The sequence below is a fragment of the Streptomyces sp. genome, assembly GCF_031178505.1.
Classification (GTDB): Bacteria; Actinomycetota; Actinomycetes; order Streptomycetales; family Streptomycetaceae; genus Streptomyces; species Streptomyces gulbargensis.
On sequence record NZ_JAPSIW010000097.1, the window covers coordinates 1 to 13,995 of the forward strand.

At 75.5% G+C, this 13,995-nt stretch carries 9 protein-coding genes and 1 pseudogene; 5 read left to right on the top strand and 5 right to left on the bottom strand.

What is annotated here, in order from left to right:
* Nucleotides 1-4 precede the first annotated feature (4 nt).
* The 5 genes from RIF68_RS10060 to gap all read left to right on the top strand — a co-directional run bounded on the left by RIF68_RS10060 (nucleotide 5) and on the right by gap (nucleotide 5,666).
* A complete protein-coding gene (locus RIF68_RS10060) occupies nucleotides 5-1,666 on the top strand; it encodes an ABC-F family ATP-binding cassette domain-containing protein (protein ID WP_309050822.1) in 1,662 nt (553 codons plus the stop codon).
* A gap of 112 nt (nucleotides 1,667-1,778) precedes the next feature.
* Nucleotides 1,779-2,744, top strand: a complete 966-nt coding sequence (locus tag RIF68_RS10065; RefSeq protein ID WP_309050815.1) for an LLM class F420-dependent oxidoreductase — start codon at nucleotides 1,779-1,781, stop codon at nucleotides 2,742-2,744.
* 11 nt (nucleotides 2,745-2,755) lie between these two features.
* Complete coding sequence (locus RIF68_RS10070) at nucleotides 2,756-3,478, top strand: HAD family hydrolase (protein ID WP_309050816.1); 723 nt, start codon at nucleotides 2,756-2,758, stop codon at nucleotides 3,476-3,478.
* Nucleotides 3,479-3,556: 78 nt separating this feature from the next.
* The gene (locus tag RIF68_RS10075; protein ID WP_309050817.1) at nucleotides 3,557-4,513 is read left to right on the top strand and encodes a DJ-1/PfpI family protein; all 957 of its coding nucleotides are present in this window, start codon (nucleotides 3,557-3,559) and stop codon (nucleotides 4,511-4,513) included.
* A 154-nt stretch (nucleotides 4,514-4,667) separates the two neighbouring features.
* Nucleotides 4,668-5,666: a type I glyceraldehyde-3-phosphate dehydrogenase gene (gap, locus tag RIF68_RS10080; RefSeq protein WP_309050818.1), complete on the top strand. Its 999-nt coding sequence runs from the start codon at nucleotides 4,668-4,670 to the stop codon at nucleotides 5,664-5,666.
* A gap of 53 nt (nucleotides 5,667-5,719) precedes the next feature.
* On the opposite strand, the gene RIF68_RS10085 is transcribed toward gap, so the two are convergent.
* The 5 genes and pseudogenes from RIF68_RS10085 to RIF68_RS10105 form a co-directional block, all read right to left on the bottom strand.
* Nucleotides 5,720-8,254 (bottom strand): LuxR C-terminal-related transcriptional regulator, encoded by a 2,535-nt coding sequence (locus tag RIF68_RS10085; RefSeq protein ID WP_309050819.1) that lies wholly within the window; start codon nucleotides 8,252-8,254, stop codon nucleotides 5,720-5,722.
* A gap of 104 nt (nucleotides 8,255-8,358) precedes the next feature.
* Nucleotides 8,359-9,255: an alpha/beta hydrolase family protein gene (locus tag RIF68_RS10090; protein WP_375165211.1), complete on the bottom strand. Its 897-nt coding sequence runs from the start codon at nucleotides 9,253-9,255 to the stop codon at nucleotides 8,359-8,361.
* A gap of 186 nt (nucleotides 9,256-9,441) precedes the next feature.
* On the bottom strand, nucleotides 9,442-12,492 hold the full coding sequence (locus RIF68_RS10095; protein WP_309050820.1) for a glycoside hydrolase family 38 C-terminal domain-containing protein: 3,051 nt from the start codon (nucleotides 12,490-12,492) through the stop codon (nucleotides 9,442-9,444).
* A 72-nt stretch (nucleotides 12,493-12,564) separates the two neighbouring features.
* The gene (locus RIF68_RS10100) at nucleotides 12,565-13,905 is read right to left on the bottom strand and encodes a glycosyl hydrolase (protein WP_309050821.1); all 1,341 of its coding nucleotides are present in this window, start codon (nucleotides 13,903-13,905) and stop codon (nucleotides 12,565-12,567) included.
* Nucleotides 13,902-13,995, bottom strand: a pseudogene (locus RIF68_RS10105) (carbohydrate ABC transporter permease); the annotation flags it as partial. The gene RIF68_RS10100 and the pseudogene RIF68_RS10105, both read right to left, overlap by 4 nt.

A 13,995-nucleotide genomic window follows, 5' to 3' on the forward strand; every position in this document is an offset into this window, starting at 1 on the left:
CACCCTGCGCGACGTCAGCCTCTCCTACGGCGACCGCCTCCTCCTCGACCACGTCTCCTTCAGCGTCCGGCCCGGCGAGAAAGCCTTCGTCGTCGGTGAGAACGGCTCCGGGAAGTCCACCCTGCTGCGCCTCATCGACGGCACGGAGAGCCCGGACGAGGGCGAGGTTCTCGTCCGCTTCCCCGGGGCCGTCGCCCGGCTCGGACAGACCCTCGGCGAGACGTACGGCGTCGGCCCCGGGCACACCGTCCGGGACACCGTCGACCTCGCCCTCGCCGAGCTCCGCCGGACGGAGGCGGAGCTGCGCGTCGCGGAGGAGCGGCTCGCCGCGGCCGGGCCCGCGGAGCTCGCCGCCTACGGGGACCTCCTCGACCGCTACGAGGAGCTGGGCGGCCACCGGGCCGACGCCGTCGTCGCCGCGGCCCTGCACGACCTCGGACTCGGTCACCTCACCCCCGGCCGCCGCCTCGCCACTCTCTCCGGCGGCGAGCAGGCCCGGCTCGCCCTCGCCTGCGTCCTCTCCTCCGGCGCCGAGCTGCTCCTGCTCGACGAGCCGACCAACCACCTCGACCGGGACGCCGTGCGCCGGCTCCAGGACCGGATCGCCCGCCACCGCGGCACCGCCGTCGTCGTCACCCATGACCGGGCCTTCCTCGAGTCCACCGCGACCGTCGTCCTGGAGGTGGACCGGGACACCCGTGCGGTCACCCGGTACGGCGACGGCTGGGCCGGATACCGCGAGGCCCGCGCCGCGGCGCACCGCCGGCGGGTCCAGGACCACCAGGAGTGGCGGGAGGAGCTGGCCCGGACCGAGGAGCTCGTCGCCGCCTCCGGCCGGCGCCTTGCCACCACCGCCAGGGACCCCGGCCAGGGCTTCGGCAAGCACCGGCGCTCCCACGAGAACAAGCTGTCCGGACAGGTGCGGGCCGCCCGCCGCCGCCTGGAGGAACTGCGCCGCGACCCGGTTCCCCCGCCGCCCGAGCCGCTGACCTTCCGCGGCCGGTTCGCCCCCACGCCCGGGTCGGGGGAGCGGTACGAGCAGGGGAGCGGCGACCCCCTCGCCGAGCTGCGCGGGGTCACCGTCGCCGGCCGGCTCGCCGTGGAGAAACTGCGGATCCACGCCGGCGACCGGCTGCTGGTGAGCGGACCGAACGGCGCGGGGAAGAGCACGCTGCTCGCGCTCCTCGCCGGAGAGCTGCGGCCCGACACCGGCACCGTCCGCCTCTCCGTGCCCACCGGCCACCTCACCCAGGAGCTGCGCCCCGAGCCCGGCCCCGACCCGCGGGGTGCCGTCACGCAGCGGCGGGTCCTCGACGCGTACGCGGAGGGCAGGCCCGGGCACCCCGACACGTACGCGGACGAGCTCCTGGCGCTGGGCCTCCTGCGGGAGGAGGACCTGCGTCTTCCGGTGCGCGTGCTCTCCGTCGGGCAGCGCCGCCGCCTGGAACTGGCCCGGATCGTCTCCCGCCCCGCCGGCCTCCTGGTCCTCGACGAGCCCACCAACCACCTGGCCCCCGGCCTGGTGGAGGAGCTGGAGACGGCCCTCGCCCGGTTCGGCGGGGCCGTGGTCGCCGTCTCGCACGACCGCCGCTTCCGCGAACGGTTCGGCGGCACCGCCGTGGAGCTGCGCGCGGGGCGGCCGGTGGGCCCGGCCGGCAGCGGATGAGACGCGCGGACGGGCCCCCACCCGGGCGCGGACGGGCCCCCGCCCGCCGCCGCGGAGGGAATGGGCCCGTCCGGCCCGTTTCGGGAGCGGCGGCCCTGGCAAGTCGCCCGTCATGATGCACTTCGGCTACACGATGATGACCGAGCAGGCGGGGCCACGGGAGCTGGTCGACCACGTGGTCGAGGCGGAACGGGTCGGATTCGACTTCTCCGTCATCTCCGACCACTCCTTCCCCTGGCTGGAGTCCCAGGGGCACGCCCCCTACGCCTGGAGCGTCCTCGGCGCGGCGGCGCAGGCCACCTCCCGCATCCCGCTGATGACGTACGTCACCTGTCCGACCTTCCGCTACCACCCCGCCGTGATCGCCCAGAAGGCGGCGACCCTCCAGCTCCTGTCCGAGGGCCGCTTCCGCCTCGGCCTCGGCTCGGGCGAGAACCTCAACGAGCACATCGTCGGCCGCGGCTGGCCCTCCGCCCGCGTGCGCCTGGAGATGCTGGAAGAGGCCACCGAGATCATCCGCGCGCTGTTCGACGGCGGATACGTCACCCACCACGGCAAGCACTTCCAGGTCGACAACGCCCGGGTCTGGGACCTCCCCGACACCCCGCCGCCGGTCGGCATCGCCGTCTCCGGCTCCCGCTCCTGCGAACTCGCCGGCCGCCTGGGCGACCTGCTGATCGCCACCGAACCGAAGCGCGACCTGATCGACGCCTTCGACACCCACGGCGGGGCGGGCAAGCCCCGGATCGGGCAGCTGCCCATCTGCTACGGCGCCGACCGCGAGGAGGCCGTCGCCCGCGCCCACGAGCAGTTCCGCTGGTCCCTCGGGGGCTGGCGCCTCAACGCCGAGCTGCCGCTGCCGTCCGGCTTCGACCAGGCCACCGCGTACGTCACTCCGGAGGACGTGGCGCAGAACATCCCCTGCGGTGACGACGTCGACGCGGTCCTGGAGGCCGTCCGGCCCTACGCCGAAGCGGGCTTCACCGACCTCGCCCTCGTCCAGATCGGCGGCTCCCAGCAGCTCCCCTTCCTCCGCTGGGCCGAGACCACCCTCCTGCCCGCCCTCCGAGAGCTGTGAGGAGGACCCCCGTGGCCCCCGACCCCGACCACGGCCCCGGCCGGGCCGCCCTCTTCGACGTGGACGGCACCCTCGCCGACACCAACCACCTCCACGTCGTCGCCTGGTGGGAGGCCCTGCGCCAGGGCGGCCACCAGGTGCCCGCCCACGCCATCCACCGGGCGATCGGCCTCCCCGGCGACCAGCTCCTCGACCACCTCCTGGGGGAGGACCGCGACCACGCGGGCGACGAGCGGCTCAGCCACGCCCACGACACCCTCTACGGCACCTTCTTCGAGCGGCTGACCGCCCACGACCGGGCGGCCGACCTGCTCAGGACGCTGGCCGACGACGACTGGAAGGTCGTCCTCGTCACCTCCGCCAAGGACCGGGAGCTCACCGCGCTGCGCCGGGCGATCGACGCCGACGACGCGATCACCGCCACCGCCACCTCCGACGACGTCGACGCGGGAAAACCCGCCCCCGACCCCGTCGAGCACGCGCTCTCCCTGGTGGGCGTCACCCCCGACCGTGCCGTGTTCGTGGGGGACAGCGTCTGGGACATGCGCGCCGCGAGCCGGGCCGGCGTCGCCCGGGTCGCCCTGCTGTGCGGCGGCATCCCCCGGGCCGACCTCACCGAGGCGGGCGCCACCGCCGTGTACGACGACCCGGCCGCCCTCCTCGACGGCCTCGGCACCAGCCCCTTCGCCGGTGTGCCGGACCCGGACCCCGCCCCGCCGCCCGGCTCCGGGTGACCGGCGCGCCAGGGAACCGGCGGAGGACAGGGGAGGGGACCGGCGGAAGACGGTCCCCTCCCGGCATACCCTCGATCCGTGAAACCCTCCCGCCTGCACCGCGTCGCCGTCCTCGTCCTCGACGGCGCCAAGCCGCTCGACGTCGGCATACCCGCGCAGGTCTTCACGACCCGCGCGAGCATGCCGTACGAGGTCAGGGTCTGCGGCGCCGAACCCGGCACGGTGACCGGCGGCGACGGACTCTCCTACCAGGTCGCCCACGGCCTCGACGCCCTCACCTGGGCCGACATCGTCTTCGTCCCCGGCTACCGCTTCCCCGACCGCGAGGACCCGCCGGCGGCCGTCGTCGACGCGCTGATCGCCGCGCACACGCGCGGCGCGCGCCTCGCCGCCATCTCCACCGGCGCCTTCGCGCTCGCCGCCACCGGCCTCCTCGACGGCAAGCGCGCCACCACCCACTGGCACTACACCCAGGCGCTCGCGGCGAAACGCCCGCACGTCCGCGTCGACGAGAACGTGCTGTTCGTCGACGAGGGCAGCGTCCTCACCTCCGCCGGCGCCGCCTCCGGCATCGACCTGTGCCTGCACATCCTGCGCGGCGACCTCGGCGTGGCCGCCTCCAACCACGCCGCCCGCCGCCTCGTCGCCGCCCCGTACCGCAGCGGCGGCCAGGCCCAGTACGTACCCCGCAGCGTGCCCGAACCGCTCGGCGAGCGGTTCGCCGCCACCCGCGAGTGGGCCCTGCACCGGCTGGGCGAACCCCTCACCCTCGACCTCCTCGCCCGCCACGCCGCCGTCTCCCCCCGCACCTTCTCCCGGCGCTTCGTCGAGGACACCGGCTACACCCCCATGCAGTGGGTGATGCGCGCCCGCCTCGACATGGCCCGCGAGCTCCTGGAACGGTCGGAGCGCGGTGTCGAGCAGATCGCGGCCGACGTCGGACTCGGCACCGGCGCCAATCTGCGCCTGCACTTCCAGCGGATCCTCGGCACCACGCCCAGCGAGTACCGGCGCACCTTCGCCCAGAACGACTGACAACGGTCCGCGCCGCTCCTCCGCACCCGCCCTGACCTGCCCGGACCGTCGCCGGCGGCGGTTGGCGTGATCCTTTCGGACCGTGGCGATCACGCCGCTGTCACCGGCGGGCGCGCCGCGCGAACCTGGGGTCGAAACGGAAGGGACCCCGCTCATGACTCGCATCGCCATCAACGGATTCGGCCGCATCGGACGCAACGTGCTGCGCGCCCTGCTCGAACGCGACACCGCGCTCGAGATCGTCGCCGTCAACGACCTGACGGAGCCCGCAGGCCTCGCGCGGCTGCTCGCCTTCGACTCCACCTCCGGCCGCCTCGGCCGGCCGGTCTCCGTGGACGGCGACACCCTCGTCGTCGACGGCCGCCGCATCAAGGTGCTCGCCGAGCGCGAGCCGGCCAACCTGCCGTGGGCCGAACTCGGCGTCGACATCGTCCTGGAGTCGACCGGCCGCTTCACCTCCGCCAAGGCGGCCCGCGCGCACATCGACGCGGGCGCGAAGCGGGTCCTCGTGAGCGCCCCCGCCGACGGCGCCGACGTCACCCTCGCCTACGGCGTGAACACCGACGCCTACGACCCGGACCTGCACACCATCGTGTCGAACGCGTCCTGCACCACCAACGCGCTCGCCCCGCTCGCCGCCGTCCTGGACGAACTCGCCGGCATCGAGCACGGGTTCATGACCACCGTGCACGCCTACACCCAGGAGCAGAACCTCCAGGACGGCCCGCACCGCGACGCCCGCCGCGCCCGCGCCGCCGCCGTCAACATCGTGCCGACGACCACCGGCGCCGCCAAGGCGATCGGCCTCGTCCTGCCCAACCTGGACGGCAAGCTCTCCGGCGACTCGATCCGCGTCCCCGTCCCGGTCGGCTCGATCGTCGAGCTCAACACCACCGTCGCCCGCGACGTGACCCGCGAGGACGTCCTGGCCGCCTACCGCGCCGCCGCCGAGGGCCCGCTCGCCGGCGTCCTGGAGTACTCGGAGGACCCGCTGGTCTCCTCCGACATCACCGGCAACCCGGCCTCGTCCATCTTCGACGCCGACCTCACCCGCGTCGACGGCCGCCACGTCAAGGTCGTCGCCTGGTACGACAACGAATGGGGCTTCTCCAACCGCGTGATCGACACGCTGGAGCTGCTCTCCGCCCGCTGACGGCACCCGCTCCGGCTCCCCGCGGCGGCCCTTTCCCGCCTCCTCCTCGCGGCTCACCGCCGGCGGGGAGCCGGCTCACCCTCCGGGTCGAACCACCCGAGAGCGGCGGGCAGTTCGACCCGGGACCTGATCCCGAGCCGCGCGTACACGCCCCGCAGATGGTGGTCGACCGTCCGCGGGCTCAGGCCCAGCCGCTCGGCGATCTCCCGGTTCGTGGCGCCCTGCGCGACGAGCCGGGCGATCCGCTGCTGCTGCGGGGTCAGTTCGCCCACCGCCTCCGGATCGGCGGCGCTGCCGCTGGTCGCCCCGGTGGCCCGCAGCTCGCCCCGGGCACGGTCCGCCCAGCCCGGCGCGGCCGCCCGCTCGAAGGTCACCAGCGCGTCCCGCAGCGGCCCGCGCGCCTCACCGGGACGCCGCCGCCTGCGCAGCCAGGTGCCGTACGCCAGGAGGGTGCGGGCCCGCTCGAAGTCGTTGCCGGCGCCCTCGTGCCGCAGCACCGCCTCCCCGAACCAGCGGGCCGGCTCCTCGCCCCGCGCCAGCAGCGCCCGGCACCGCGCCCACTGGGCCGGTGCCTGCCCGTCCACCCCCAGACCCGCCCACACCGCGTACTCGGACGTCGCCTCCCGCGCCTCCGCGACCCGCCCGGCCGCGACCGCCGCCTCCACGAAGCACGGCACGACCATCATCCGCAGCGCGAAGTGCCCGCCCCGGGGCCCGGGACGCACGAGCGGCCGCAGCCGCGCCGCCGCCTGATCGGCCAGCCCCCGCCCCAGCTCACCGCGGGCCAGCGCCCACTCGGCGAGCGTCACCGCCTGCGCGAGGCCGTGCGGCCGCGCGATCGCCAGCGCCCGCCCGGCATGCTCCACCACCGCCGCGCCCTCGCCCGTGACCGACGCCACCAGCGCCAGTACGGCGTGCTGGTGCGCCGCCACATTGCGCTGACCCGTCAGCTCGGCGGCCCGCAGTCCCTCCCGGGCGGTGCGCGCCGCCAGGCTGTGGTTCCCGGCCCGCAGCTCCGCGTAGGCCAAGTGCTCCAGCGCACGCGGCAGCAGAGCCGTGCGGTGCTCCGCCCTGGCCCGGGCGAGCGCCCGCCCGTGCACCCGGGCCGCCGCGTCCGTGTCGCCGAGCACGAGCGCCGCCGAACCCGCCCGCAGCAGGAGCCGCGGCTCGTCCGACGCCCCGTCGAGGGCGACCACCCGGGAGAGCGCGGTACGGGCCTCGTCGAGCCGCTCGGTCAGCGCGGCGCGCAGCCCGTCGAGGAAGTCCCGCTCGGTGCCCCGCCGTTCCCGCGCCCCTTCCAGGGCGGCCAGACACGCCGGGACGTCCCCCGCCGCCCAGGCCGCCTCCATCGCCAGGAACCGGGCGTCGGCGGCCTCCACCGGCGCCTGACTCCCGAGGAGTTCGGCCGCTCGCAGCAGCGACGCGTGCGCGTCCATCACCGGGCCGCCCGCCAGCGCCGCAAGGCCGCGCACCAGCAGGGAACGCCCGCGGGCCGCCGCCCCGCGGGCCCGTACCGGGACGGGCGGACCGAGCCGGTCGGCCCGGTGGCGCTCACCGGGGCTCCGCCCGTCCACCCCGTCCGCCGGCGCCGGCCGGCCGGCGAGCGCCGCGCGCCGCAGGAACGGGTCCTCGAACCCCAGCATCCCGCCCGTCCGGCGCAGCAACCCGTCCGCGACCAGCCCGTCCAGCGGCTCGGCCGGGACCCGTGCCTCCCGCGCCCGGTCCAGGACCGCCCCCACCGTCGCGCCCCGGTCCCCGTCCGCACCCCCGCAGACCCCCGCCACCACGGCGAGCAGACGCCGGCCGTCCACCGGGAGCGAGCCCAGCAGCCCGCCGTACACCTCCGCGAGGACGCCGCCGCCGACCACGTCCCCCGGCAGCGGTGCCCGTCCCGCGAGCTGCGCCGGGGTCAGGTGCCGTACCGCCGCGGCCAGGACCCCGGGGTGCCCGTCCGCCGCGTCGAGCAGCCGCTCCGCGACCGCCCCGGCGGGCGACGCCGGGCACAGCTCGCCGAGGAGTGCCCGCGCCGCCTCCCGCCCGAGCCGCCCGAGCCGTACCGTCCGGATCCCGGCCGGACCCGGCACCCGGTGGTGACGGGCCGAGGACACGACCCAGCCCGTCCGCCGCGCCCAGGGGCCGGGCTCCTGCCAGGTCGCGGCCAGCGCGGCCCGCGAATGCGCGTCCCACAGGTGCAGATCGTCCAGACAGAACAGCGCGGGACGGCCGGGGACGAGCCCCGCGAGCGCCGCGCCGAGCCCGGCCGGGCCGCGCGCGAGCCGCAGGGCCCGCCGTACCGCCGCCTCGCTCGGAGCGAGAGCGGCGCACAGGGCCCGCGCCCCGCTCCACGGCACCCGGTGGCCCGGCGCGGCGACCAGCGCCGCCGTACCGGGGAAATCCCGTACGGCCCGCGCGAGCAGGGTGCTGCGGCCCTCGCCGGGACCGCCGGTGACACACACGACACCGCCGCCGGCTCCGGCGGCGACGCGCGCCGACAGCTCGCCCACCACGGCGAGTTCGGCCGCCCGGCCGTACCACCGGGGGTCCTGTCCCGGTCCGGCGGCCCGGGCGGTGTGCGTGGCTCCCCTCACGGCGGTCACCGTACCCGCGCGACACCGGACCGGTCGCCGCGAGGGCCCGGGGTCGGGGCGGCCGCCCAGACCCCGGGGTGCTTCGCTGTGACGGCGCACAGGGGTCAGGAACCGAGCGGGCAGCTGCCCCGGTACTCCTCGATCGTCAGACTCGGCCGCGGCAGCGGACACAGGAACTGCTCGTAGCGGGTGTCGTTGTCGAGGAACCGCTTGAGCCAGGAGAGGGAGTACTTCCCGATGGTCGTGTCCGAGGTGTTCGGGGTGAAGTGACTGGCCCCGTTCAGCTCCAGATAGGCCTTGTCCAGCGAGACGGGCAGACTCTCGTAGAAGGGCTCGGAGTGGGTGGCGACCGGGGCGATCGTGTCCCCGTCGGCGCCGATGACCAGCGTGGGCGTGGAGATCTCCGGCCAGGTCTTGTCCGTGTTCCAGCCGGTCAGCGGAATGGCCGCCTTCAAGGAGGGCCGGCTCTTGGCGGCCTCCAGGCTTCCGCCGCCGCCCATCGAGTGCCCCATCACCCCGAGCCGGGTCGCGTCGACGCGCCCCCGGACCGTGCTGCGCTGCGTCAGGTGGTCGAGCGCGGCCAGGAGCTGGCGCCCCCGGCTGTCGGGCTGGTCCATCGTGGTGAGGGTGTCGATGGTGAACACCACGAAACCCTGCGAGGCGAGGCGCGGTCCGAGCCAGGCGATCGACGACTGGGTGGCGGTGAACCCGGGCGAGATCACCACGGCCGCGAAGGTCCCGTCGGCGGTGGTCGTCGGATAGTAGATGGTGCCGCCCCCGAAGCCCGTGGCGGCCAGGGACGAGACGCTGGTCTGCGACACCGCGTACGGGCCGCGGGACGCCTGGACGCTCGCTTCCGTGGGGGCGGGACCGCGCTCGTACGGGTTCGCGGCCAGGGCGGCCGAGGAGGTGGCGGGGGCCGCGGTGGCCCCCGGGGCGAGGAGCAGGGCGGCGAGGCAGGCGGCGGCCGCGCCCGCGGCGCCGGCAAGGTGTCGTCTCACGACGGAGTCGTCCTCTCGTTGGTCCTACGGCGGCCACCCCCCGGACATCAGGCGGACGGCCGCGCTTCGGTTCCGCCACTGTCGGGCCGGCCCGCCCGGCGGGCATCGGCACAATCACCGGCCTCGCCACCGGACGGCCCGCCCGGCCTCCGCCCCCGGACGGCTCCGGCGCCCTCCGCCCGGGCCCTACACGCCTCCCGCCGGGCGGGCGAAGCGCAGCGTGAGCAGTTCGAAGGGCCGCAGCCGCAGCCGCACCCCGCCGTCCTCCACCCGGACCGCGCCGTCCGGGGCGCCCGCGAGCGGCCGCTCCAGCAGGTCGCACACCGCCACCTCCCCGCTTCCGCCCAGATCGGTGGTCAGCAGCGCCTCGGCCCGGCCGCCCCGGGACTCGTACAGCCGGACGACCACGTCACCGCTCCCGTCGTCGGCCAGCTTCACCGCGCTCACCACCACCGCGTCCTCGTCCACGGTCACCAGCGGCTCCACGGCGGCGTGGCCCGGCACCCGCCGCTCGGGGAGGTTCACCCGGTACCCCTCGCGCACCGCGTCCCCCACGCCCGCGCCCGGCACCAGGCCGTGCCGGAAACGGTGCACCCCCTGATCGGTGCGCGGGTCCGGGAAACGGGGCGCCCGCAGCAGCGAGGCCCGTACGGTCGTCGTGGTTCCCCGGTCCTCCGCCCGTACCGTGCGCGTCACATCGTGACCGTACGTGGAGGCCGTCACCAGGGCCACGCCCCAGCCCGGCTCCTCCAGGTGGACGAACCGGTGGTTGCAGGCCTCGAACTTGGCCGCCTCCCAACTGGTGTTGGTGTGGGTCGGCCGGTGGAGATGGCCGAACTGCGTCTCCGCCGCGTACCGGTCCGTGTGGACGTCCAGCGGAAAGGCCAGCTTCAGGAACTTCTCCGTCTCGTGCCAGTCCACCTCGGTGTCGAGGTCCAGCCGCCCCGACCCGGCGGCCAGCGTCACCGTCTGGACCGCGCGCGAGAAGCCGAACGACCGGGTGACCCGCACCGCCACCGTGTCCGGCCGGTCCACGGCCACCGTCACCTCCTCGGCCTCCGTCAGATCGGTGACGGTGTTCCGGTAGAACCGGTCCACGTCCCACGCGTCCCACATGTTCGGGAAGTCCGGATGCAGTTGGAGCAGATTGGCCGCCGCGCCCGGAGCGACCGCCTCCCGGCCGCTCGCCGACTCGACCACCGACACCACCAGCCCCCGCGCGTCCACCGTCACCCGCAGCAGCCCGTTGGACAGCACGTACCCGCCGCCGGGAGCGGCCTCCACCGCACAGCCTCCGCCCGCCGGCCCGGCCGGGCGCGCCCCGCCCGCCGGCACCCCGGCCCGCGCGTGCGGCGCCGCGTTGAACACGACCTCGCCCGCCCCGCCGCCCGCCAGCGCCCGCTGAGCGCGCTCCACGATGCCGGTCAGCTCCCCGGCGACCGCCGCGTACGTCCGCTCCGCCTCCCGGTGCACCCACGCGATCGACGAACCGGGCAGGATGTCGTGGAACTGGTGCAGCAGCACCGTCTTCCAGATCCGGTCCAACTCCTCGTACGGATACGGAAATCCGGCGCGCACGGCCGCCGTGGCCGCCCACAGCTCCGCCTCCCGCAGCAGGTTCTCGGCGGCCCGGTTGCCCTGCTTGGTCCGCGCCTGGCTCGTCAGCGTCGCCCGGTGCAGCTCCAGGTACAGCTCGCCCACCCACACCGGCGCGTCCGGGTACTCGGCCTCGGCGCGCGCGAAGAACTCCGCCGGACGCTCCCACCGCACCCGCGCCGAACCCTCCAGGTCCCGCAGCCGCGCCGCCTTCGCCACCATCTCCCGGGTCGTACCGCCCCCGCCGTCACCCCAGCCGGTCGGCGCCAGCGAGTGCCGCGCCCGCCCCTTGTCCTTGAAGTTCCGGACCGCGTGGGCGATCTCCTTGCCCTGCATCGAGCAGTTGTACGTGTCGATCGGCGGGAAGTGCGTGAAGATCCGTGTCCCGTCGATCCCCTCCCACCAGAAGGTGTGGTGCGGGAAGGAGTTGACCTGGCTCCACGAGATCTTCTGGGTGAGCAGCCACTTCGCCCCGGCCGCCCGGATGATCTGCGGCAGCCCGCCCGCGAAACCGAAGGTGTCGGGCAGCCACGCCTCCTCGTTCTCGACCCCGAACTCCTCCAGGAAGAACCTCTTCCCGTGCACGAACTGACGGGCCATCGCCTCCGAGCCCGGCATGTTCGTGTCGGACTCCACCCACATGCCGCCGGCGGGTACGAACCGGCCCTCCGCGACCGCCTTCTTCACCCGCGCGTACACCTCGGGCCGGTGCTCCTTGATCCACGCGTACTGCTGCGCCTGCGACATCGCGTACACGAAGTCCGGCTCGTCCTCCAGGAGCGCCGTCATGTTCGCCGTCGTCCGCGCCACCTTGCGGACCGTCTCGCGCAGCGGCCAGAGCCAGGCCGAGTCGATGTGCGCGTGACCCACCGCGCTGATCCGGTGCGCCGACGGCTCGGCGGGGGAGGAGAGGACCCCGGCCAGCCGCTCGCGGGCGGCGGCCGCCGTGCCGCCCACGTCCTGGAGGTCGAGCGCGTCGAGCGCCCGGTCCACGGCCCGCAGGATCTCCCAGCGGCGCGCGCCCTCCGCCGGCAGCTCCGCCATCAGCTCGCCCAGCACCTCCAGGTCCATCACCAGCTGCCACACCGTCTCGTCGAAGACGGCCAGGTCCAGGCGCGCCAGCCGGTACTGCGGCGCGTCACCGGCCGTCTCCCGGTCGCCGAGCTCGGTCGGCAGGAACGGGTGGTAGTCCAGGATCACCGGGTTCGAGGCCGCCTCGACGTGCAGCAGGACCTCCTCGCCGCCGGCCGCCGGGGACGCGATCCGCACCCACTGGTTGCGCGGATGCAGCCCCTTCACGGGTGAGCCGTCGGGCCGGTAGACCAGCCCCTCGCACTGGAAACCGGGCATGTTGGCGTCGAAGCCCAGGTCGATGAGCGCCTCCACGGTCCGCCCCGCCCAGGCCCGCGGAACCCGCCCCGACACGGTGAGCCAGCTGGTGCCCCAGGGCGCGCCCCAGGCGTCGCCGGCGGCGATCGGCGTGCGGGGGGCGGCGAGACCCTCGGCCACCGGCACCGGTTCGCCGGGGGCCGTCCAGATCCCGGCCTCCAGGGGCACGGACTCCGGGTGGATCGCGGGGCGGATGCGTTCGTCGAGGACCCGCTTGAGCCGGGCTTCGGTCAGACGGCGGTCGTCATGCATGGAGCGCTCCATCATGTGGCTGGCTGGCTGGCTGGCGGACGGGAAGGGACGGGCGGGACGGCGGACAGGTGGTCAGGACCGGTGGACGGCGCCGGGGGTCACCGTCTCGGTGATGCCCCGCGCGCTCAGATGCTCCCGGTCCCCGGCCCGGGACGCCAGCACGACGGCCGGGCGCGCGCCGTCGGCCGCCAGCCGCATGTACGCCCCGAAGAACGCGCCCTCCGGGCCGCACACCGCCCGCTCCGGGGCGTCCTCGGGGAGGTCGAGCACGAGCGCCGTGGTACGCGGGGCCGGGGGCGTCCAGGCCTCCCGTACCTCGGCTGCCGTCCGGGCCAGTGCCCGCCCCGCGGGCTTCACCCGCCGGTCGGTGGTCAGCACCCCGAGGGTGTACTCCAGATCGGGGAAGTCGGCCAGCGACCGGTCGACGTCGTGGGAGCACCACCAGGTGACACCCCACAGGTCCGGGCAGTCCAGCGCGGCGGCGAGTGTCGTCCGGGTGAACCCGGAGGCCCGGCCGGCGGCGATGTGCGGGGCCGGCGCTCCCACTTCCTGGAGCCAGACCGGACGGTGCGGGTCCTCGGCCCACGCCTTGGACAGCTCGATCATGTACGCGGCGTGGTGGCCGGTCGCGAAGGAGTCCGGGCCGTGGCGCTGGGCGGTCCCGTTGAAGACCCACGAGTGCACCGCCGTCGCCGCGCCCAGCCGGGCCGCGTGCGCCGGCGTGAAGGGGTGGCCGTCCAGATACCAGGCGGCGTCGTACGCGGCGTGCAGGTGCGCGCGGCCCGGCGCGCCCTCCTCGCACGCCTCCAGCATCCGGCGCAGCCAGCGCTCCGCCTGACCGGGGGTGATCCGGTCCGGGTCGGGGTGCGGGTCGCCGGAGAACTGGTTGATCTCGTTGCCGAGGGTCATGCCGAGGAACGCCGGACGGTCGGCGAGCGCCGAGGCGAGCGTCCGGAGGTAGGCGGCCTGCCCGTCGAGGACGTCGGGGTCGGTGAACAGGTTCCGCCGGTGCCAGGTGACCGTCCACGACGGAAGGAAGTCGAAGCTCGACAGATGGCCCTGGAGGCCGTCGACCGCCACATCGAGCCCCCGCTCGGCCGCCGCGTCGACCAGGCTCACCAGCTGCTCGACCGCCCGCGGCCGGATCAGCGCGCGGTTGGGCTGGAACACCGGCCACAGCGGGAAGACCCGCACGTGGTCCAGGCCGAGGGCGGCGATCGAGTCCAGGTCGGCCCGGACGGCGTCCAGGTCGAAGTCGAGCCAGTGGTGGAACCATCCCCGGCTCGGCGTGTAGTTGACGCCGAAGCGGGGCGCCCGGGGCGCCGGCCCGGCCGGACGGCCTCCGGGGCCGGTCCCGGGGGAGGGTGATCCGCCGTGGCCGGGCGAGGGAGAACCCCCGTGCGTGGTGTTCATCCTTTGACCGCTCCTTCCTCGACGCCCTTGAAGAAGAACCGCTGGAGCGCGGCGAAGACGGCGACGACCGGCAGGAAGGCGATCATCGTG